The sequence below is a fragment of the Enterobacteriaceae endosymbiont of Donacia sparganii genome, from assembly GCF_012569045.1.
In the GTDB taxonomy this organism is placed as follows: domain Bacteria; phylum Pseudomonadota; class Gammaproteobacteria; order Enterobacterales; family Enterobacteriaceae.
The window spans coordinates 401,596-425,565 of the sequence record NZ_CP046196.1 but is presented as its reverse complement, the minus strand read 5'-3'; the positions used below and the strand labels follow the sequence as shown (position 1 = coordinate 425,565).

19 protein-coding genes and 1 other RNA gene are annotated in these 23,970 nt (G+C 17.5%); 7 read left to right on the top strand and 13 right to left on the bottom strand.

Going from position 1 to position 23,970, the window contains the following annotated elements:
• Positions 1-11 precede the first annotated feature (11 nt).
• Positions 12-3,557, top strand: a complete 3,546-nt coding sequence (recB, locus tag GJT98_RS02065) for an exodeoxyribonuclease V subunit beta (protein WP_168821345.1) — start codon at positions 12-14, stop codon at positions 3,555-3,557.
• A gap of 18 nt (positions 3,558-3,575) precedes the next feature.
• A complete protein-coding gene (gene recD / locus GJT98_RS02060) occupies positions 3,576-5,429 on the top strand; it encodes an exodeoxyribonuclease V subunit alpha (protein ID WP_168821344.1) in 1,854 nt (617 codons plus the stop codon).
• Between the two features lie 20 nt (positions 5,430-5,449).
• On the opposite strand, the gene rplS is transcribed toward recD, so the two are convergent.
• Genes rplS through ffh form a run of 5 tightly spaced genes read right to left on the bottom strand, consistent with a single transcriptional unit; the run spans position 5,450 to position 8,770 of the window.
• A complete protein-coding gene (gene rplS, locus GJT98_RS02055) occupies positions 5,450-5,809 on the bottom strand; it encodes a 50S ribosomal protein L19 (RefSeq protein WP_168821342.1) in 360 nt (119 codons plus the stop codon).
• A gap of 17 nt (positions 5,810-5,826) precedes the next feature.
• Entirely contained in the window at positions 5,827-6,585 is a 759-nt protein-coding gene (gene trmD / locus GJT98_RS02050) for a tRNA (guanosine(37)-N1)-methyltransferase TrmD (RefSeq protein ID WP_168821340.1), read from the bottom strand.
• A gap of 29 nt (positions 6,586-6,614) precedes the next feature.
• Complete coding sequence (gene rimM / locus GJT98_RS02045; RefSeq protein WP_168821338.1) at positions 6,615-7,139, bottom strand: ribosome maturation factor RimM; 525 nt, start codon at positions 7,137-7,139, stop codon at positions 6,615-6,617.
• Between the two features lie 8 nt (positions 7,140-7,147).
• Positions 7,148-7,387, bottom strand: coding sequence for a 30S ribosomal protein S16 (gene rpsP, locus GJT98_RS02040; RefSeq protein WP_168821336.1), 240 nt, complete (start codon positions 7,385-7,387; stop codon positions 7,148-7,150).
• 9 nt (positions 7,388-7,396) lie between these two features.
• Positions 7,397-8,770, bottom strand: a complete 1,374-nt coding sequence (gene ffh, locus GJT98_RS02035) for a signal recognition particle protein (protein WP_168821334.1) — start codon at positions 8,768-8,770, stop codon at positions 7,397-7,399.
• A gap of 189 nt (positions 8,771-8,959) precedes the next feature.
• On the opposite strand from ffh, the gene GJT98_RS02030 reads away from it, so the two are divergent.
• Both GJT98_RS02030 and GJT98_RS02025 read left to right on the top strand, forming a co-directional pair.
• Entirely contained in the window at positions 8,960-9,706 is a 747-nt protein-coding gene (locus tag GJT98_RS02030) for a Nif3-like dinuclear metal center hexameric protein (protein WP_168821451.1), read from the top strand.
• 117 nt (positions 9,707-9,823) lie between these two features.
• Complete coding sequence (locus GJT98_RS02025) at positions 9,824-11,215, top strand: basic amino acid/polyamine antiporter (RefSeq protein ID WP_168821332.1); 1,392 nt, start codon at positions 9,824-9,826, stop codon at positions 11,213-11,215.
• Positions 11,216-11,304: 89 nt separating this feature from the next.
• On the opposite strand, the gene nrdB is transcribed toward GJT98_RS02025, so the two are convergent.
• The 4 genes from nrdB to priA form a co-directional block, all read right to left on the bottom strand.
• On the bottom strand, positions 11,305-12,435 hold the full coding sequence (gene nrdB, locus GJT98_RS02020; RefSeq protein ID WP_168821330.1) for a class Ia ribonucleoside-diphosphate reductase subunit beta: 1,131 nt from the start codon (positions 12,433-12,435) through the stop codon (positions 11,305-11,307).
• 40 nt (positions 12,436-12,475) lie between these two features.
• Positions 12,476-14,758, bottom strand: coding sequence for a class 1a ribonucleoside-diphosphate reductase subunit alpha (gene nrdA / locus GJT98_RS02015; protein ID WP_168821329.1), 2,283 nt, complete (start codon positions 14,756-14,758; stop codon positions 12,476-12,478).
• Between the two features lie 516 nt (positions 14,759-15,274).
• Positions 15,275-17,155: a tRNA uridine-5-carboxymethylaminomethyl(34) synthesis enzyme MnmG gene (gene mnmG / locus GJT98_RS02010; protein ID WP_168821327.1), complete on the bottom strand. Its 1,881-nt coding sequence runs from the start codon at positions 17,153-17,155 to the stop codon at positions 15,275-15,277.
• Positions 17,156-17,207: 52 nt separating this feature from the next.
• A complete protein-coding gene (priA, locus tag GJT98_RS02005) occupies positions 17,208-19,253 on the bottom strand; it encodes a replication restart helicase PriA (protein WP_168821325.1) in 2,046 nt (681 codons plus the stop codon).
• A 113-nt stretch (positions 19,254-19,366) separates the two neighbouring features.
• Between priA and rpmE the strand changes: the two genes are divergently transcribed.
• Positions 19,367-19,588, top strand: a complete 222-nt coding sequence (gene rpmE, locus GJT98_RS02000; RefSeq protein WP_168821323.1) for a 50S ribosomal protein L31 — start codon at positions 19,367-19,369, stop codon at positions 19,586-19,588.
• Positions 19,589-19,712: 124 nt separating this feature from the next.
• Here rpmE and rpmG read toward each other — a convergent pair whose 3' ends face one another.
• From rpmG to grpE, 3 genes are all read right to left on the bottom strand, one after another.
• Positions 19,713-19,877: a 50S ribosomal protein L33 gene (rpmG, locus tag GJT98_RS01995; RefSeq protein ID WP_168821321.1), complete on the bottom strand. Its 165-nt coding sequence runs from the start codon at positions 19,875-19,877 to the stop codon at positions 19,713-19,715.
• A gap of 19 nt (positions 19,878-19,896) precedes the next feature.
• Entirely contained in the window at positions 19,897-20,115 is a 219-nt protein-coding gene (gene rpmB, locus GJT98_RS01990) for a 50S ribosomal protein L28 (RefSeq protein WP_168821319.1), read from the bottom strand.
• Positions 20,116-20,225: 110 nt separating this feature from the next.
• Positions 20,226-20,879 (bottom strand): nucleotide exchange factor GrpE, encoded by a 654-nt coding sequence (gene grpE / locus GJT98_RS01985; protein ID WP_168821317.1) that lies wholly within the window; start codon positions 20,877-20,879, stop codon positions 20,226-20,228.
• 336 nt (positions 20,880-21,215) lie between these two features.
• Between grpE and smpB the strand changes: the two genes are divergently transcribed.
• Together smpB and ssrA are read left to right on the top strand one after the other, a co-directional pair.
• Positions 21,216-21,656: an SsrA-binding protein SmpB gene (smpB, locus tag GJT98_RS02320; protein ID WP_168821441.1), complete on the top strand. Its 441-nt coding sequence runs from the start codon at positions 21,216-21,218 to the stop codon at positions 21,654-21,656.
• 9 nt (positions 21,657-21,665) lie between these two features.
• Positions 21,666-22,029: a transfer-messenger RNA gene (gene ssrA, locus GJT98_RS01975) on the top strand.
• A gap of 45 nt (positions 22,030-22,074) precedes the next feature.
• Here the strand turns inward: ssrA and typA are convergent.
• Positions 22,075-23,910, bottom strand: a complete 1,836-nt coding sequence (gene typA / locus GJT98_RS01970) for a translational GTPase TypA (RefSeq protein WP_168821315.1) — start codon at positions 23,908-23,910, stop codon at positions 22,075-22,077.
• Positions 23,911-23,970: the final 60 nt, after the last annotated feature.

The window sequence follows — 23,970 nt, the reverse complement described above, 5'->3', positions numbered from 1 at the left end:
AAATAATAAAAATGAAAAAAAAAATAATAAAATTTAAAGAATTTGATCCTTTTAAAGAAAATTTAAGTGGTCAATATCTTATAGAAGCATCTGCAGGTACTGGTAAAACATTTACTATTATTATAATATATTTAAGATTACTTTTAGGATTGCATCAAAAAAAACATAATTTAATTCCATTAACAGTAGAACAAATTTTAGTAGTAACTTTTACAGATATTGCAATAAAAGATTTATGTAAAAGAATTAAAAAAAGTATTCATATATTAAGAATAGGATGTTTAAAAAAAAAAAGTAAATATGGTATTATAGATAATTTTATAAAAGAAATTCAAGATTATGAAACAGCTAATAATTTATTATTAAAAGCTGAATTAAATATGCATAATGCATCTATTTATACTATACATTCTTTTTGTCAAAAAATTTTAAATTTTAAAAATTACGAAATTTATGATTTTTTTTCTAATAAAAAAATCATTAGTGATGAATTAATTTTACAAAAAGAAGCTTCTATTAATTTTTGGAAAAAATATCTTTATAATTTACCTAAAAAAATAGCAAAAATAATTTTTTTATATTGGAAATCTCCTGATAATTTATTAAATACATTATTACCTTTTTTATCTCAACAATACTTCCCAAAAATAAAATATCCTATTAAAAATAAAAATTTTGATATTCAATTTTATGAAAATTTAAAATATATTAAAATAATAAAAAAATATTGGATAAAATATCAAGATAATATAATTAATATTATTAATAATTCTAATATTAATAAACATATTTATAATAAAAAATTCATAAATAATTGGATCAATACTATTAACTTATGGAGTTTAATGGATACTCAAGATAATTTTTATCCAAAAGAATTAATGAGATTTTCTCAAAAAGTATTAATTAGTAAAACTATTAATAATCTTAAAATACCTAAATATATATTATTTGAATATATTGATGTTTTTTTAAAAAAAATAGTTAATTTAAAATTTTTAATAATAATTAAAGCTATTAAATATATAAATCAATATATAACAAAAAAGAAAAAAATAAATAATGAAATAAGTTTTAATGATTTATTAAAAATTTTAAATAAAGGATTAAATAGTAAATTTGGTAGTAAAATTGCAAAAGATATAAGAAAATTATTTCCTGTAATATTAGTAGATGAATTTCAAGATACAGATATACAACAATATAACATCTTTAAAAAAATATATATTAATAAAACTAGGAATCTTGTTATATTAATAGGAGATCCTAAACAAGCTATTTATTCTTTTAGAGGAGCAGATATTTTTACTTATTTAAAAGCTTCTTTTGAAATTAAAAATCGTTTTACATTAAAAAATAATTGGCGTTCATCTAGTACTATGGTAAATAGTGTTAATAAATTATTTTCTAATAGATCTTATCCTTTTTTATTTAAAAATATAATTTTTCATTCTATTGAATATACAAATCAAAAATTAAAATATAATTTTATTATTAATAATAAAATAAAACCTGGAATTACTTTTTGGTTTATTGATAAATTTATAGATATAAATTCATATAAAAAAAAAATAGCATATACATGTGCATATGAAATATGTCAGTTAATAAATTTAGGTGGAGAAAATAAAGCTTTTCTTCAAAAAAATTATAAAAATCGAAAAATTAGTATCTCTGATATAACAATTTTAGTAAGAAATCGTTTTGAAGCAATTATTCTACAAAAAGAATTTATAAAATTTAATTTACCTTCTATTTATTTATCTAATTCCAACCATATTTTTGAAAAACAAGAAGCTAAAGAATTAGTTTTACTATTAAAAACTATTTTACAACCAAATAAAAAACAAAAAATTATTAATCTTTTATCAAGTACATTATTTAATATTAATTTATCATTTTTTAATAATGATAAAAAAAATATTTATATTGAAAAAATAATTAATAAGTTTGTTATATATAAATTAATTTGGAAAAAATATGGTATTTTAAATATGTTAGAAAAAATTTTTATAAAAGATTCTATTTTTTTTAAAATAAATATTATTGATAATTTTATGGAAGAAAAAATAAAAAATATTTTATATTTAGGTGAATTAATACAAATATCATGTATAAATATAATTAATCTTAAACAAATAATAGAATGGTTATTACAACAAATTATACATACTAATAAAAATTTATTAAATCAACAAATAAAATTAAATTATAATATTAATAAAATTAAAATTATGACAATATATAAATCAAAAGGATTACAATTTCCTATTGTTTGGTTGCCATTTATTTCTTCAAATATTATAGATTTTATAAATAAAAATGGTATTATTTACCATAATAGAAAAAATTTTAAAACAATTATAGATTTTGAAAAAGATGAAGAAAGTAAAAAATTATTTTTAGAGGAAACTTTATCAGAAAATTTAAGATTATTATATGTATCTTTAACAAGATCAATTTTTCATTGTAGTATAGGAATTGCTAATATTAAAAATTATAATTATAAAAAATTAAATTTATATTTATCATATTTTAATGCTTTAGATTTTTTACTTAAAAAAAAAAATAATATTTCTAATATAGATTTTAAAAAAATTTTAAATAATTTTAAAAATAAAGATATTTCTATTAAAATTATAAAAAAAAAAAAACATATAAAAATAAATAATGAATATTTAAAAAATAAAAATAATAAATTATTATTTACTTCTCAAATAAAAAATTTTTTTTATAAAAAAAAAATAATATCTAGTTATTCTCAAATAAAAAAACAACAAAATAATAATTTAAAATTTTTTAATATAAATTATCAATATAAATTTTTAAATTTTAATAAAGAGAATATTAAAAAAACACAATATAATTTCCCTATTGGTAAATATATAGGAACTACTATACATAATATTTTAGAAAAATTAGATTTTACTAAAATTATTACTAGAAATTTTATTAAAAAAGAATTAATAAAAAAAAATATTAGTTCTAATTGGCATATTATGTTAACTAATTGGTTTAATAATATTCTTAAATTACCAATAGGTGATAATAAAATTATTTTAAGTAAAATAAATAATAAAAATAAAAAAACAGAATTTAAATTTTATTTATCAATAAAAAAATCTTTTTCTGCTATAAAATATAATAATATTATAAATAAATATGATTTTATTTCTAATAAATTACCTAAATTAAATTTTAAAACAATTCAAGGATTTTTATCAGGAATTATAGATTTAATATTTTTATGGAATAAAAAATATTATATAATAGATTATAAATCAAATTGGTTAGGTAGTAATTTTAAAAATTATAAAAAAAAATATATTGAAAATGATATTTATTTAAATCGTTATGATATACAATATCAAATTTATTCTTTAGCTTTACATAAATATTTAAAATATCGTATAAAAAATTATAATTATGAAAAAAATTTTGGAGGAGTAATATATTTATATATTAGAGGTATTGATAATAAACAAAACGAAAATGGTATTTGGGAAATAAAACCAACCTTTCAATTAATTAATAAACTAAATAAATTTTTTTTTTAAATATAAAAATTAAATTATATGTATTATTTTTTAAAAAAATTATGTAAAACAGGTATTATTCGATTAATAGATTTATATTTCGCATCTGTTTTAACTTCTAAAAAACAAGATTTTTTAAAATTTGCAATTACTTTACTTAGTAATACTATTAGTAAAGGTAATACCTGTTTACCGATATCTAAGTTATTTTTAAAAATAAAAATTAAAAATAAAAAAAATATTTTTTTAATTAAGAAAATAAAAGAAATAAATCAAATTACAAATTGGGAACAAATATTATTTTTAGATAATAATATTGTTAGTAATGGTAAAAAAATTACTCCAATTATTTTAGAAAACCATTGCTTATATTTACATAAAATATGGTATGAAGAAAATATAATAATTAAAAATTTTATTAACAATAATTTTGTTTTTATAAAACAAGATAAAATTAAAAATATATTAAAAATTTTATTTAATAAAAATAATTATTTACAAAAAGAAGCTATTTGTGCAGCATTAACACATAGAATTAGTATTATTACTGGATCTCCAGGTACTGGTAAAACAAATATAATATCAAAAATAATTTTTACATTTATAAAAATTTTTAATAAACCTTTAAAAATAAAGGTAGTAGCAACTACTGGTAAAGCATCTGTTAGATTAACTCAATCTATAAATAAATTTTTTAAAAATATATCTTTAACATTAATAAATGAAAAAGAAAAAAAAAATATTCCTAATAAAGTAACTACTATACATCATTTATTGAAAATGAACATTTATACCAAAGAGACTTTATATAATAACATAAATTCATTAGATATAGATTTATTAATAATAGATGAAGCATCAATGATTGATTTTAATTTAATGGTTATTATTTTAAAAATTTTATCTAAAAAAACAAAATTAATTTTATTAGGTGATGAATATCAATTACCTCCAATAGAATATGGAAATATATTTAAAGATTTGTGTTATTTTAAAAAATTTTTTTTTACAGAAAAATATTTTTCATGGTTAAATATTATAACTAATAATAAAATAAAAAATTTTTATAATAAAAAAAGATTTTTTTTTCGTAATTTTATTACTGTTTTAAAACATAATTATAGATATCCAATTAATTCTGGTATTAATAAACTAGCTATAATGATTAAACAGGGAAATATAAAAAAAATTAAAAAATTATTTTTATTAAAAAAATATTCTGATATTACATATATTAATATTATTAATGAAAAAAATTATCAATTAATGATTAATTCATTTATTAATGAATATAAAAAATATTTTATTTTTTTAAATAAATATGATTATAACCACAAAAATATTTTATATAAATTTAATAACTACCAAATTATATGTGCTATAAAACATGGATTGTTTGGTACAAAAACAATTAATTCTATTATAGAAAAAGAATTATTTAATAAAAAAATTATAAAAAATAATATTAAAAATAATAATTGGTATATAGGAAAACCTATTATTATTAATCAAAATAATAGTTTTCTAAATTTATTTAATGGAGATATTGGGATTACTATTTTTGATAAAAAAGATAAAAAATTAAAAATTAAATTTTTATTAGCTAATGGAGAATATCAAATTATATCTATTGAAAATTTACCGTCTTATGATATAGCTTATGCAATAACTACACATAAATCTCAGGGATCAGAATTTAAAAATATTTCTTTAGTATTACCAAATAAATTTTATTCTATTTTAACTAGAGAATTAATTTATACTGCTATTACAAGAGCTAGAAAAAAAGTAAATATTTATAGTAATGAATTAATTTTTTATAAAGCAATACAATTTAAAATTAAAAGATATTCTAATATAAAAAATAAGATTATTAATTATATAAAAAATTAATTTATTAATAAAATTTTAACTTAATTAACTAATCTTTCTTTAATACGTGCTGCTTTACCAGTTAATTGACGTAAATAATATAATTTTGATTTTCTTACATGACCTATTTTTTTTACTATAATAGAATTAATTATTTTAGAATATAAAGGAAAAACACGTTCTACTCCAATTCCATTAGATAATTTTCTAATAGTAAAAGAACAATTAAAACTTTTTTTCTTAGATATTGAAATAACAATTCCTTCAAAAGTTTGAAGTCTTTTTTTTAAACCTTCAACTACCCATACTTTTATTTCTAATGTATCTCCAGATCTAAATAAAGGAAATTTTTTATAATTTTTTATTTGTTCTTGTTCTATATAATTAATGATATTATTCATTACTTTACTCCATTATATTATTTATTTTTAAAATAAGAATTTTTAAATTTATTAAATAAAATTTTTTCTTTTTCTGTTAATTTTTTTTTTTTAAATAAATCAGGTCTTTTTAACCAAGTTATTCCTAAAGATTGTTGTAATCTCCATTCTTTTATTTTTTTATGATTTCCTGATAATAAGATGGAAGGAACATTTTTTTTTCCTAATTCTTTCAATACTCTAGGACGGGTATAATTAGGAGAACCTAATAATCCATTATTAAAAAAAGAATCAGTATTATTTGATGATATTGTATTTAATACACCAGGAATATGTCTTATTAATATATCTATTAATATCATAGCAGGTAACTCTCCACCACTAAGAATATAATCTCCTATTGAGACTTCTTCATCTATATAATTATTAATAACACGTTCATCTATACCTTTGTATCTACCACAAAGTAATATTATTTTATCATATAATAATAATTTCTTAATATAAGAAATATTAATTTTTTTACCTTGTGGAGATAAATAAATTACTTTAACATTATCTTTCATCTCTAATTTTACTTTAAAAATAGATTTTATTAATGGTTCTGCTTTTAATATAACTCCTCCCCCCCCTCCGTAAATTTTTGAATCCACTTTACGATTTTTATTTTTAGTAAAATCTCTAGGATTCCAAAAACTTATTTTTAATAATTTTTTTTTTATACTTTTATTAATAATTCCATATTTAATAACTGTTTTAAACATTTCTGGAAATAAACTAATGATACTAATCCACATAATGATTTTTTATTTTATTTATAAAAAAATTATAGATTCCAATTTACTTTAATAATATTATGAATTAAATCTATTTTCCTAATTATATTAGGTTCTATAAAAGGAATAAATATTATTTTTTTTTTAAACAAATTATTAGATTTAATTATAAGAATATCATATATTTTTGTTTCTATTATATTTATAACTTTACCTAAATAAATTTTGTGTTTATTTAGTATATGACATCCAATTATATCAATCCAATAATATTCTTTTTTATTTTTATATTTTATTAATTCATATTTAAATATATAAATTTGATGATTAATAAATTTAATTGTATCTTCATTTTTATTTAAATTATTAATTTTAACAATAAAATAATTTTTTTTAACTTTAAATTGATTAAATTTTATAAAAACAATATTTCTTATATTATTTAAGATAAATAATTTTTTATATAAAAAAATATTATTTTTATTTTGAGTATAAGAAAATAATCTGATCCATCCTTTTATACCATAAATTTTACCAAATTTTCCTAAAATTATTTTTTCTTTTAAAATATTCATGAGTAAAATTATTTTATTAAATTATGTACTCTTTTTGAAAGAATAGCTCCTTTAGACAACCAAAAATCTATTCTATCTCTATTAAATTTAATTTTTAATTTTTTATTATCTTTATTTAAATTAAAAGGATTAAAGTAACCTAATTTTTCTATAAAACGTCCATCTCTAGAATTTCTACTATCTGTAACAACTATTTGATAAAAAGGTTTTTTTCTAATTCCTTTTCTAGATAATCTAATTTTAACCATATTTTATTCCTAATTTTTTAAATTAAAAAAATTTTTTACATATTTAATAATTTTATTCATATTATTATTTTTTTTCATTTTTTTAGTAACTAATTTCATTTGATTATACTGTTTTAGTATAGCATTAATTTTTAAAATAGAAACTCCAGATCCTAATGATATTCTTTTTTTTCTAGAAAAATTAATTATATCAACATCTTTTTTTTCTAAATCAGTCATAGATTTCATTATTGTTTTAATATTATTTATAGTTGAGGTATCTATATTTACTATATTCATAATAGAATGCTTAGAAGATTGAATATTATTTATTTGCATTTTTTTTAATAGATGATTAATATTTTCATTACCTATTTTTTTAATTTGTTCTAATTGTTCTAAAAAATCTTGTAAACTTAATTTGTTTTTATTTTTTAATTTTTTAAATAATTTTTGATTTTTTTTAAAATTAATTTTTTTTTTAATATTTTCAATAATAGTTAATTCAGTAGACATACCTAAAATTTTAGATGCAATTATTTCTGGATTAAATATTGCTATATTATTTATTTTTTCTCCAGTACCTATAAATTTTATTGGTTTTTTTATTATATATTTAACTGATAAAAATACTCCACCTCTAGTATCACTATCAGTTTTAGTTAAAAAAATTCCTGTTATAGGTAATATTTTATTGAATTTTTTAGCACTATTGATAGCATCTTGTCCAGTCATTGCATCAATAACAAATAAAGTTTCAATAGGACATAATAAATGATGAATATCTTTAATTTCTTTCATCATTTTACTATCTATATGTAATCTACCTGCTGTATCTACAATTAATATATCATAAAAATTAATTTTAGCATAATGAAGTGCTTTTTTAGATATTTCTATTGGAGAAAAATCTGAACTTATATTTAAGTAGTTAATTTTTACACTTTCTGATAAAATTTTTAATTGTTTTATAGCAGCTGGTCGATATATATCTGTTGATACAACAATAATTTTTTTTTTATATTTTTTTTTTAAAAAATATGCTAATTTTACGACACTAGTTGTTTTTCCTGCTCCTTGTAATCCAGTAAATAATATTACAGCTGGGGGTTGAGTTGCTATATTAATATTTTTATTAGAAGAATTCATTATTTTAATTAAATTTTTATGTACTAATTTTATAAATTCTTGTCCTGGAGTAAAATTATTATTAATTTTTTTACCAATAACTTCTTTTTTAATTTTACTAATAAAATCTTTAATTACTTCTAAAACAACATCAGCTTCTAATAAATTAATATAAATTTCATTTAAAGTATCTTTTATATTTTGTTCTGTTAAACGTCCATAATTTCTAATTTTTGATAATGTCTTAGACAATTTATTACTTAAATTTTCAAACATTTAAATTCCTCACATTAATTTTATTTCTTTTAAAAAAGAAAAATATTATATTTAATTTAATTAATAATATTTTTTTAAATAATTAATAAATTAATATATTTATATTAAAAAATAAATTATTAATTTCCTAAAATTTAAAAAAAATATAAATTTTTTTTATAAAAAAATAAATTTCAATAAATTAATATGATAAAAAATAAAGAATTAGAAATTATTATTAATAATAAATTAAATTATAAAAGAAATATACAGGATTATATACCTAATGGATTACAAATAGAAGGTAAAAAATATATAAAAAATATTATAATGGGAGTAAGTGCTTGTCAAAAATTATTAGATATTGCTGTAAAACTCAAAACAGATGCTATTATTGTACATCACGGATATTTTTGGAAAAATGAATCTTTAGTTATTAAAGGATATAAAAAAAAAAGAATATCTACAATTTTAATAAATAATATTAATTTATATAGTTGGCATCTTCCATTAGATCTAAATAAAGAAATAGGAAATAACATTTATTTAGCTAAAATATTAAATATAAATATTAAAGGTAAAATTAACCCTTTTGTTTTTTATGGATATTTAAAAAAAAAAATTGATATAAAAAAATTTATTTTAAAAATTAAAAATAAATTACATCGTACACCATTACATTTTAGTAAAAATGCTCCAAAAAAAATTTATAAAATTGCTTGGTGTAGTGGAGCTGGACAAAAATTTTTTGAAGAAGTAATAAATTTTAATATAGATGTTTTTATAACAGGAGAAGTATCAGAAATGAATCTTCATATTGCTAGTGAAAATGGTATTCATTTCATTAGTGCAGGACATCATGCTACTGAAAAAGGAGGAGTAATTATGTTAGGAAACTGGTTAAAAAAAAAATTTAAATTAAAAACTAATTTTATAAATATAAATAATCCAGTTTAAAAAAACTGTTAAAAAAATATTTATTTATTAATTTTAGTAAATTTTTTTTAAAATATTAAATAATAAATATTTAAATAAATAATTAAAATTAATAATTTATATAATAAAGGAATTATTTTGAATAAAAAATTAAATTTAATATCACTTACTTCATTAGTACTTAGTTCTATGTTAGGGGCAGGAGTATTTAGCTTACCTCAAAATATAGCTATGATTGCTAGTCCTTTTGCTTTAATTATAGGATGGAGTATTACTGGAATTGGAATTATTTTTTTAGCTACAACATTATTATTACTTAATCAATTAAAACCTAATTTTAAAGGAGGTATTTTTTCATATGCTAAAGATGGATTTGGTAATTTAATTGGATTTTATTCTGCCTGGGGGTATTGGTTATGCGCTATTATTGCAAATATTACTTATTTAGTTATTGTATTTTCTGCAATTAGTTTTTTTATTGATACTCCAAATAATATTATTTTAGGTAATGGAAATACATGGCAAGCTATATTAGGAGCTTCTATTTTATTATGGTTAATTCATATTCTATTAATTAATGGAACACAAACTGCTTCTATTATCAATATAATTACTACATTATGTAAATTAATTCCTTTAATTATTTTTATATTTTTATCTTTTGTTGCTTTTAATTTTAAAAAATTTAATATAAATTTAACAGAATCTTATTTAAATATTCCTATTTGGAAACAAATAAAAAATATAATGTTAATTACCTTATGGGTATTTATTGGAGTAGAAGGTGCTGTTATTTTATCATCTAAAGCAAAAAATAAAAATGATGTAGGTAAAGCTACTTTATTAGCAGTTATTATTGCATTATTTATATATTTATTAGTAACTTTATTACCTTTTGGTATTATAAGTAGAATAGATTTAGCAAGTATGAAAAATCCTTCTATGGCAGGAATAATGACAGTTTTAATAGGAAAATGGGGAAATATATTTATATTATTAGGATTAATAATATCAGTATGTGGTTCTTATCTTAGTTGGACTATTATGGCAGCAGAAGTACCATGGATAGCTGCTAAAAATAATATTTTTCCTAAAATTTTATCTAGACAAAATAATAATCAAGCTCCAATATATGCTTTATGGTTTACTAATATAAGTATGCAAATATGTTTAATATTAATTGGAATAACTAAATTAGATTATAATAAATTATTAACTATTGCATCTGAAATGATATTAATACCATATTTTTTAATTGGAGCATATTTATTTAAAATATCTTTTAAAAAAAAAAATAAATTTAACTTATTTATAAGTCTTGGTTCCTGTATTTATACTATATGGTTATTATATGCAGCAGGATTCTTAAATTTATTATTATCATTAATATTATATATTCCTGGATTAATATTTTTATTAATAACTAAAATTATTAATCCAAATATTTTATTTTTAAATAAAATAGAAAAATTTTTTTGTTTTATTTTATTGATAATATCTTTTTATTCTTTTTATTTTTTAATAAAATAAAAAATTTTTTATTAAAAACTATTTTTTATAATTTAATATATATTATGACTGTTATAAATTATTTTTATAACAGTCATAAAATTAATAAACTATAATTTAAAATTTTTAAATTTTTTAAGATCTACTGTAGAATCAATTTGTCCTACTAAATAGGAGCTGACTTCAACCTCTTGAGGTGCCATTTGAACATTATCTGAAATTAACCAAGAATTAATCCATGGAAGAGGATTTTTTATAATTGTAAACGGACTTTTAAGTCCAATTTTTTCCATTCTAATATTAGTAATATATTGAATATATTGACATAAAATATTTTTATTTAATCCTATTAAAGAACCATTAGAGAATAAATATTCTGCCCATTTTTGTTCTTGTATAGATGCATTAATAAATAATTGATAACACTTTTTTTGACATTCAATAGAAATTTTTTCCATGTCTTGATCTTCTTTTCCTTGTCTCATTAAATTTATAATATATTGAGTACCTTTTAAATGTAAATATTCATCACGTGCTATAAATCTAATAATTTTTGCATTACCTTCCATTAAAGATCTTTCAGCAAAAGCAAAGGAACATACAAAACTTACATAAAATCTTATTGCCTCTAAAATATAAATATTTATTAAGCATAAGTATAATTTTTTTTTTAAATCATATAAACTAATTATAATTTTTTTTTTGTTTATTAAAAAAGTACCTTCACCTAATAAATGCCAATAATTAGTCATTTCAATAAGTTCATCATAATATTTTATAATATCATTTGTTCGAAGAATAATATTATTATTAGTAACAATGTCATCAAAAATTAATGATGGATCATTTACAATATTTCTAATTATATGAGTATAAGATCTAGAATGTATTGTTTCAAAAAAAGACCATGTTTCTACCCATGTTTCTAGTTCTGGTATAGAAATTAAAGGAAGTAGTGCTATATTTGGACTTCTACCTTGAATAGAATCTAATAAAGTTTGATATTTTAAATTACTAATGAATATATGTTTTTCGTTTTTTTTTAAATTTTGGTAATTAATTCGATCATATGATATATCTATTTCTTCAGGTCTCCAAAAAAAACTCAATTGTTTTTCAATTAAATATTCAAAAATATAATGTTTTTGTTGATCATAACGTGCAATATTTACAGATTGTCCCAAAAACATAGGTTCTTTTAATTGATTATTTTTTTTTTTTGAAAAAGTAGTATAACTCATAATATTATTATCCAAATTTTAATTATAAATTATTTTAAAATTAAATTATACAAGTTCCATTAAAACACATATTATTTTTTTCTAAAATATTTTCATTTTGTACATCTTTTGCTCCATCTCTAGTATTTTGATAATATAAAGTTTTAATACCTAATTGATAAGAAGTTAATAGGTCTTCTAATAATTGTTGCATTGGTATTTTATTTTTATTAAAACGAGTTGGATCATAATTTATATTTGAAGAAATAGATTGATCAATAAATTTTTGCATTATACCTATTAAATTTAAATATCCATTATTATTAGGTATATTCCATAATAATTCATATTTTTTTTTTAATTTTAAAAATTCAGGAACTACTTGTTTTAAAATACCATTTTTGGATGTTTTTATACTAATAAATCCTCTAGGTGGTTCAATTCCATTAGTAGCATTAGATATTTGAGAAGAAGTTTCAGAGGGCATTAAAGCAGATAAAGTAGAATTTCGTAATCCATATTTTTTTATGTTTTTTCTTAATTTTTCCCAATTATGATGTAAATTTTCTGTATGAATATTATCAATATACTTTTTATAAGTATCAATAGGTAATATACCTTTTGAATAATTTGTTTCCTGAAATAAGGGGCAAGATCCTTCTTTTTTAGCTAAATTATTAGATGCTTTTAATAAATAATATTGTATAGTTTCAAATGTTTTATGTGTTAAATTATTTGCACTATTATCAGAATAACGTACATTATTTTTTGCTAAATAATAAGCAAAATTAATTACTCCTATACCTAATGGTCTACGACCTAAAGCTGAATTTTTTGCAGCAGGAATTAAATAAGTTTGATAGTCTAATAAACAATTTAATGCTCTTACTATTAAGTCTGATAAATTTTTTATTTCTTTTAAATTTTTTATTTTTCCTAAATTAAACGCAGCTAAAGTACATAATCCTATTTCTCCATCCGGATCATCAATTTTATTTAGAATTTTTGTTGGAAGAGTAATTTCTAAACAAAGATTTGATTGTTTTATAGGAGCAATTTTAGGATTAAATGGAGAATGGGTATTACAATGATCAACATTTTGAATATATATTCTTCCTGTTGAAGTACGTTCTTGCATCATTAACGAAAATAAATTAATAGCACTAATTTTTTTTTTTCTAATTGTAATATCTTTTTCATATTTTTTATAAAGATTATTAAATTTTTTTTGATTTGAAAAAAAATATTCATATAGTTTAGGAACATCTGAAGGACTAAATAAAGTAATTTTCTCTCCATCAATTAAACGTTGATATAATAGTTTATTAATTTGTACACCATAATCTAAATGTCTTACTCTATTATTTTCTACTCCTCTATTATTTTTTAAAACTAATAAATTAGTAATTTCTAAATGCCATAAAGGATAAAACAAAGTTCCAGCTCCTCCTCTTACCCCTCCTTGAGAACAGGATTTAATTGCTGTTTGAAAATGCTTATAAAACGGAATACATCCTGTATGGAATGCTTCTCCATTTCTAATAGGACTTCCTAAAGCACGAATTCTTCCTGCATTAATACCAATACCTGCTTTCTGAGATACATATTTTACTATACTACTAGTAGTAGCATTTATGGAATCTATATTATCTCCACATTCAATTAAAATACATGAACTAAATTGTTTTGTAAGAGTACGTACACCAGACATAATTGGTGTTGGTAAAGAAATTTTAAAAGTAGAAATAGCATTATAAAAATTCTTTATATAAATTATTCTTTTATTAAGTGGATATTTAGCGAATAAATAAGCTGAAATTAATATATATAAAAATTGAGCACTTTCATAAATTTTTCCTGTTATTCGATCTTTAATTAAATATTTTCCTTCTAATTGTTTTACTGCTGCATAAGAAAAAGTCATATCACGATTATGATTAAGAAATTTTTCCATTAAGTAAAAATCTTTTTTTGTATATTTTTCTAAAATAAATTTATCATATTTTTTTAAATAAACCATATTTTTTATATGATTATATAATTTAGGTGGGGTAAATTGTCCATATGCTTCTTTTCTTAGATATGAAATAGCTAATTTAGCTGCCATATATTGATAATCAGGATTTTCTTCTGAAATAAGATCTGATGTAATTTTAATTATAATATTATGAATATTTACCGTACTAATTTTATTATATAATTGTAAACATAATTGTTTTTGTATTTGTGATAAAGATATTTTTTTTAAATTTTGTGCTGCACGAGATAATACTATATTTATTTTATCTATATTTATTAACTCTTTACATCCATTTCTTTTTATAACAAACAAATTTTGTTTCATATATAATACCTTTAAAAAATAAAAAATAGGAATAATATATTTTAAGTAAATTTAAGACATCTAATAGATTAGAAATTAAAAATTTATTTTATAAAAATATTTAATTATTACTTATTAAAGTAACAAAAAATTTTATAATAATAAAAATATTATTTATATAATAAAATTTTAAAAAATTACTTAAATAATATCTATTAATTTATTGTGAATAATATATATTTAAATATTAAATTTATTTTTTAATAAATATTAATTTTATAATTAAGATATTTATTATTTTTAATATTTTTCCTATCTATATTTAGATATAGATAAATTATTTATATTTAAAATTATAAATTTTTATAATTTTTTTATTTATAGAAAAATATTATTAATACTATTAATTAACTTATAAAAAATTTAATAGAAATTTTATTAATTTTAAAATTTAATTTTTTTAATAAATTTAAAGAAAATATATTTTTAAAAAATATTTTTATATAAAATATATATATTATGTTCTATATATAGAAATTATTTTTTATTTTTTAATAAATAAATTAAAAGTATTGAAATATCCGCTGGTGTTATTCCTGGAATTCTAGAAGCTTGTCCAAGAGTATAAGGTTTATGAAAATTAAATTTATCTATTGCTTCATGTGATAAACTTTTTATATTATAATATTTTATATCTATTGGAATTAATGTATTTTCATTTTTTTTTCTTTTTTTTATATATTCTTCTTGTCTTTTTATATATCCTTCATATTTTAATTCTGTTTCAATATATTCAATAATTTCTGTATTTTTTATTTTAAAATTAAATATATTTAATTTTAGTAAATCTATATAATTTATTTCAGAACGTTTTAATAAATTAATTCCATTAATATTTTCTTTAATAGGATTTTTTAATAAAAAATTTAATTTTTTAATATTTATTTTATTATTAATATTAATATAAAAATTTTTAATTTTTTGATATTCTTTTTCAATATTTTCTAATTTTTCATTAAATTTTTTCCAACGAAAATTATCTATTAAACCTAATTTACGTCCAATTTCTGTTAATCTCATATCTGCGTTATTTTCTCTTAAAAGTAATCTATACTCTGCTCTTGAAGTAAACATACGATATGGTTCTTTTGTACCTAAAGTGCATAAATCATCTACTAATACTCCTATATATGCTTCATTTCTTGATGGATACCAAGTATCTTTATGATCAATTAAAAGAGATGCATTTAATCCTGCTATTAATCCTTGTGCAGCTGCTTCTTCATAACCAGTAGTTCCGTTAATTTGTCCTGCAAAAAATAATTTTTTTATAAATTTACTTTCCATTGTTGGTTTTAAGCCTCTAGGATCATAAAAATCATATTCTACAGCATATCCAGGTCTTGTAATATATGCATTTTCTAAACCTTTAATAGATCTTATAATTAAGAGTTGTATATTAAATGGAAGACTAGTAGAAATTCCATTAGGATAAATTTCATAGTTAAATATACCTTCTGGTTCTAAAAAAATTTGATGTTGTTTTTTATCAGGAAATTTAATAATTTTATCTTCAATAGATGGACAATATCTAGGTCCTGTACTTTTTAATAAACCACTATATATAGGACTTTTTATAATATTATTTTTTATTATTTGATGGGTATTTTTATTAGTGTATGTAATATGACAAGGTAATTGTTTAGGATGTTGTTTATTATTACCAATAAAAGAAAAATAAGGTAAAGGATTATCACTGTTTTGTATTTCTAATTTAGAAAAATTAATACTTCTTTTATCAATACGGGGAGGAGTACCTGTTTTTAATCTACCCTTAGTTAAGGGTAATTCATTTAAAAAATTAGCTAATTCTATAGATGAAGAATCATTAATCCTTCCACCATTAAAATTATTATTTAATCCAATATAAATTTTTCCATTTAAAAAAGTTCCTGTAGTTAAAATTACAACTTTTGTATTTATGATGTCATTATTTTTAGTAACAATACCTGTTATTTTATAATTTTTAATTATAATTTTTTTTACTTCTTGTTGAAAAATAAATAAATTTTTTTGTTTATTTAAAAGAATTTTTATTTGAGATTTATATAATTCTCTATCCGCTTGAGCTCTTGTAGATCTAACAGCAGGTCCTTTACTTCTATTAAGTATTTTAAAATTAATTCCAGAATAATCAATTGCAGTAGCCATTATTCCATTTAATGCATCTATTTCTTTTACTAAATGACTTTTTCCAATACCTCCTATTGCAGGATTACAAGACATTTGTCCTATTGTATCTATGTTATTTGTAATTAAAAGAGTTTTTTTTTTCATTTTAGCACTAGCTATAGCAGCTTCTGTACCAGCATGACCTCCACCTATAACTATTATATCAAATTTATTAAAATTATACATAGAATTATATACCATATTTTGAATAACATATTTAAGTACTTTATTTTTAAATTTATAGTTCTATTGGATCAACATTAATTATTAATTTAATTTTATTAAAATTTGTAATTTTTTTTATAAAAGTAAAAATATATTTTATAATAAATTGTAATTTTATTTTTAAAATATGTTGTAAAATAATTTGTTTTCTAAATAATCCTTTTCTTTTATATTGTATTAAAGATAAAGGGCCAATAATTAAAAAATTTTTTTCATTTATATATTTAGATATTAATTTTTTTTTTAATATATTTAAAAAATTTAATAAAATTTTTTTATTATGAGATTCTATAACTATCATAATATGATGAGTAAAAGGAGGTAATAACATTATTTTTCTTTCTTTTAAAATAAAATTTGTAATATCAAAATATGTATTATATTCTTTAAATATTTTTTTAAAAATTTCATTATGTGGATAATATGTTTGAATAATAACGGTTTTTTTTTTATTATTTAAATGATTATTTAATATATTAAAAATATATTGAGAAAAATATTCTGTTGCTCGAAAATTTTTAGAAAAAAAAATATTATCTACATTTAAAAAAATAATTAAACTATTTATTAAAAAAGAAAAATATTGTTTATATAAAATTTGAGAAGTAATTATTATTAATGGTTTATTATTTTTAATTAATATAATTTTTGTTAAAAAATTTTTATTATTCAGATCTAAAATTAATATTTTAGGAAATAATTTATTTAATAACTCAATTAATTGTTCTATTCCTATTCCTATAGGGATAAAAAAATTTTTTTTACATAATGGACAAAAATTTAACATATTAATACTTTTTTTACAATATTTACAATATAATTTCCATGTTTTTTTATAAAAAATAAAATTTTTACTACAATTTTTACATTTTAAAATTTTTTGACAAAAATTACATAAAATTAATGTTGAATATCCTTTATATTTATAATATATAATAATTTGTTCATTATTTTGAATACATATTTTCATCATTTTTATTAAAATTTTAGAAAATATTTGTAATTTTAGTATTTCTTTATTTATATCCAAAATTATAAATTTAAAAAATTTTTTATATAATATTTTTTTATTATTTTGTAATAAAAATTTAAATTTTCCAGTATTAATATTATGTAATGTTTCTAAACTTAATGTTTTAGAACTTAATATTATAGGAATATTTTCTATCTTTGCTCTTAAAATAGCAATATCTCTAATATTATATCTGGATATATTTGTTTTTTTATATATAAAATCATGTTCTTCAGTTAATATAATTAATCCTAATTTTGAAAATTGAGTAAAAATAGTAAATTTTGTACCAATAATAATTGAAATTTTACCTTTTTTAATATTTTCCCATATCAATAATTTTTTTTGATCCGTAAAATTTGAATATAATAAACAAATTAAAATATCTAATTTAGATATAAAATATTGATATAAATTTATAAAAAAATATTTTTGAGGTACTATTATTAGTATTTGTTTTTTTTGTGATATAATTATTTTTATAATTTTTAAATAAATATTAATTTTTTCAAGCATAATAATATTATCTTGTGTAATCCAAACAAAAAATTTTTTTTGAAAATATCTTTTATTTAAAAATTCTAAAATATTATTTCTATCTTTTTCATAAGAAAAATTATCTTTTTTTATGTTTTGTAAATTATATAATTTTAATATTTTAATATTATTAGAGAAATTTATTTTTTTTAATTGTATATTACTTATTAAATTTATTATATATTTATTCTTTTTTCTTAAAAATATTGGTAATATTTGAAATAAAATAGATCCAATAGGATATTTATAATATTGAGAAATTTTTTTTGCAAAATTCCAAATTAAAAAATTAAAAAGTGAATTTTTATCTAAAATTTTAGATAAAAATTTTAATTTATTTATAGCTATTTTTGAAGAATTATTAATTTCTACCACTATACCTATATAATGTTTTTTTTTTATAGGTATAATTACTCTATTACCAATAGAAACAAACATATTTTTAGGTAATAAATAATCAAATGTATTATATATAATAGAATTATTAAGTGCTACTTTAATGATTTTCATAATTTTAAAATTTTTATCTTTTTTATAAAAAATTCTCTTGTAATAAAAAAATATATTTATAAAATATAAAAATAAATAAATTTTTTAATATAAAATATATTATTGGTAATTTCATGAAAAAAAATATTCATCCTCAATTTAATAAAATTACTTTTAAATGTTCTTGTGGTAATATTATTAATACTAGATCAACTTTAAAAAATAATAAAGAATTAAATTTAGATGTTTGTAATATATGTCATCCTTTTTATACAGGTAAACAAAAAATAACAGATACTAAAGGACGTGTTGAACAATTTAAAAAAAGATTTAAAAATTCTAAAATATTTGAATAAATTTTTTTTATTTTAAAAAATCTAAATTTTTTATTAAAAATAATCAATAATGATCTATTTATTTAATAAAAGGAACATTATTGATTAATATATTAATTTACAATTAAATTAACTAAAAATATTTTTATTTTATTTTTTTTTCATTATATATAACATGTTTTCTTAAAAAAGGATCAAATTTTTTAATTTCTAATTTTTTTATATTTTTTTTATTTTTAGTAATAGTATAAAAATGACCAGTTTTAGCTGATGATACTAATTTAATTATAATACGTTTTTTTTTTGCCATAATATTATACCATTATTTATTATTTTTTATTTAAAGAAATATTTTCTATTCCTTTTTTATTTATTAATCTCATTCCTTTTGTAGATGTTCTTATAGTTATAAATTTTTTTTCTTTTTGTAACCAAAATTTATGATAATGAATATTTGGTGAAAATTTTCTTTTAGTTGCATTCATTGCATGAGAACGATTATTACCTTTTATAGTTTTTTTACCTGTTATTTGACAGATTTTAGTCATTTATAATTCCTTATATTTATAAAATTTTAAAAAAATATATATATAATAATATGTTTATTATTATTTTATAATACATAAACATATTATTAAAATTAATTTTAATTAATATTTTAAATTTTTTTTATTTTAGCTACTATAACCATAGCTGGTCTTAATAATCTTTTATTAAGTAAATATCCTTTTTGTAAAATTTCTATAATATAATTTTCTTTAATTATATTGGACTCTAGAATAGACATTGCTTGATGTTTAGATGGATCAAAAGGTACATTAGTTTCATTTATAATACTAACACCAAATTTTTTAATTAAAACTAATAATGATTTTAAAGTTAATTTAATTCCTTCTATAATAGATAATTTAAGAGGATTTTGTTCTTTTACTTTTAGTTCTATAGCTCTTTCTAAATTATCTATTACTGGTAATAATTCATGAATAAATTTTTCTAATGAAAATTTATAAGCTTTTTCTATATCTAATGCAGCTCTACGTCTTATATTTTCAATTTCAGATTGAGAACGTAATTTTAAATCCCATAAATCATCTTTTTTTTTTTTAATTTTATTTTTAAGTTCAATAATTTCAAGTTTATAATTATTATTTTCTTTTTTAAGAAACTTAATTGTATTTTTTGTTTCACATTCATTAATAAATTTTTTATCTTTTACATTATTATTTAAATTTATATCATTTAATTTATCATTATTTTTTTTTTTTTCTATATTATTTTCTTGTATATCATTTAATAATTGATTATTTTTCATATGTTATCCTTATATAAATTTTTTATATAGATTTTAAAAATAAATATTTATTGTAGATAATAATATATATTATTTTTTATAATAATAAATATTAAAAAAAAATTATTAAATTTTTATTAAATATTTATCAAATATTAATAATTAAATTAATAAAATTATTTATATTTACTTATTATTTTATTAAATAAAAATTCTTTTATATGAAAATTATAAATATATTTTAAATAAAAAATATATATTTTATTAAATTAAATATATATATTGATTTTAATAAATATATTTATTATAATTAATAATATTTAATAATAAAATTTTTTATAATGGAAAAAAAAATATATTATTCTTAATAAAAAAATTTTTTATGATTTTTTTATTAAAGAAAAAATAAATGCAGGTATTATATTAAAAGGTTGGGAAGTAAAATCTTTAAGATTAAATAGAGTAGCAATTATTAATAGTTACATAAGTATTTTATATAATAATGTTTATGTTTTTAATTTAAAAATTAATCCTTTAGAAACAATTTGTAATCACATTCAATGTGATATTAACAGAAAAAAACAATTATTATTAAAAAAAAAAGAAATAGAATTATTAAAAAATTATATAAATTTAAAAAACTTTACAGTTGTCGTACTTGGTTTATTTTGGAAAAAATCTTGGTGTAAATTAAAAATTGCTATTGTTAAAGGTAAAAAAAAATACGATAAAAGAAATATTTTAAAAAATAAAGAATGGAATATTAATAAAAAACGTTTTTTAAAAAAAGATATTTAAAATTTTACTGGGGCTGATTATGGATTTGACAAAGTTATAAAACTCTAAGAGCATGTCAAGGTACGGTAGGCCTTGTAAAAAAACCGTATAAAATAGTTGCAAATAATCAAAATTACGCTTTAGCAGCATAAAAAACTGTAGGAGCCCTATTACTTATTATTTTCTCTTTGATGAAAAGTAAATAGGTCATAAATAAAAGAGATCGTATATAAATTAATCTAAGATAAATATACTAAAGTAGTATATTAGAATATATAATATATAACTTTGTTTTATCAGTTTATATTAATGAATTTTATAAGATAAAACTAAACATGTAGTTCTGAAAGTGTAATAATTTTGGACGGGGGTTCAAATCCCCCCAGCTCCAATAATTATTTTAAAAATAAAATTATATAAAATATTTTAAATTAAATTTTTATATTTTTTGTTTTAATTTACGCTGGGATTTTGTTAAATATTTTTTTCTAATACGAATTGATTTCGGAGTAATTTCTACTAATTCATCATTATTAATAAAATTTATTGCTTCTTCTAATGACATCTTTTTAACAGAAATTAAATTAATAGAATTATCGTTTCCTGAAGCTCTCATATTAGTTAATTTTTTATTAATTAAGCAATTTACAACAAGATCATCAGGTTTATTATGTATTCCAATAATTTGTCCTTCATATATTTTTTCTCCTGGATTAATAAATAATTTACCTCTAGGTTGTAAATTATATAAAGAAAATGCAACTGCATAACCTTCTTTATTTGAAATTAAAACACCATTATTTCTTTCTCCAATTATATTATAATTATTTACATCATAATGACTAAAAGAAGAATTTATTATTCCAGTACCTGATGTTATATTTATAAATTCATTTCTAAGACCAATTAAACCTTTACTTGAAATAACTGCTTCAATTATTATTCTATTATTAGAATCATCTAAAGTAATATTATTTATAATTGCTTTCCTTTTACTAATTAATTGTATTATATTGCCTTTTTTGTTTTTTTCAAAATCTAAAGTTAATATTTCAAATGGTTCTTGTTTTTTTCCATTAATAATTCTAGATATAACTTGAGGTTTAGATACTAATAATTCAAATCCTTCTTTTCTCATATTTTCTATCAAAATAACTAAATGTAATTCTCCTCTACCAGAAACATGAAAAATATTATTATTTTTAGTTTTTTTAATTTGTAAAGCAACATCATGAAAACATTCTTTATTAATTCTATCAAATATTTTATTAGATGTAATATGTTTACCTTCCATACCTGTAAATGGAGAATTATTTACATGAAATAACATACTAATTTTAGGCTTTTCTATAATTAATAGAGGTAAGGGGGAATAGTGATTAATATCACAAACTGTATCAGAAATATTTATTTTTTCAAATCCTGTACCAGCAATTCCAATAATATCTCCTGTTTTAGCTGTATTAGCATATGTAATTTTTAAACCTATATTAAATATAATATATAAAATTTTAGCTTTTTTAAATATTTTATTATGTTTAATAAAAGTTACATATTGATTTATTTTAATTTTTCCTCTTTTTATTAAACCAATACAAATATTTCCAATATAATTATTATATTCTATTTGAGATATTTGCATTTGAAATGGTTTATTAATATCTCCCTTTGGACAAGGAACGTGATTAATAATTGTTTCATATAAGATATTCATATTATTTTTCATTTCATTTATATTATATCCAGAAGTTCCTTTAAGAGCAGATGTATATATTATCGGAAAATCAAGTTGTTCATCAGAAGCGTTTAAATTAACAAATAAATCAAATATTTTGTTAATAACCCAATCTGGTCTAATAAATTTTCTATCTATTTTATTTATTATAACAATAGGTTTTAATTTATAGGCAAAAGCTTTTAACGTAACAAATCTAGTTTGAGGCATAGGTCCTTCAACAGCATCAACTAATAATAAAACAGAATCTACCATTGATAAAATACGTTCTACCTCTGCACCAAAATCAGCATGTCCTGGAGTATCAATTATATTAATTTTATAATCTTTCCAAAAAATAGATGTATTTTTTGAAAAAATAGTTATTCCTTTTTCCTTTTCTAATTCATTACTATCCATTATTCTATTTATATTATTTTGATTTTTAAAAGAATTTTTAATACTTTTAAAATTATTAGATTCTTGTAATAATCTATCTATTAGTGTAGTTTTTCCATGATCTATATGAGCGACAATAGCTATATTACGTACTTTTTTCATAAAAAATAAATCCTAATAAAATATAATTTTTAATTATTTAAATTTTTTATTAATATTTTA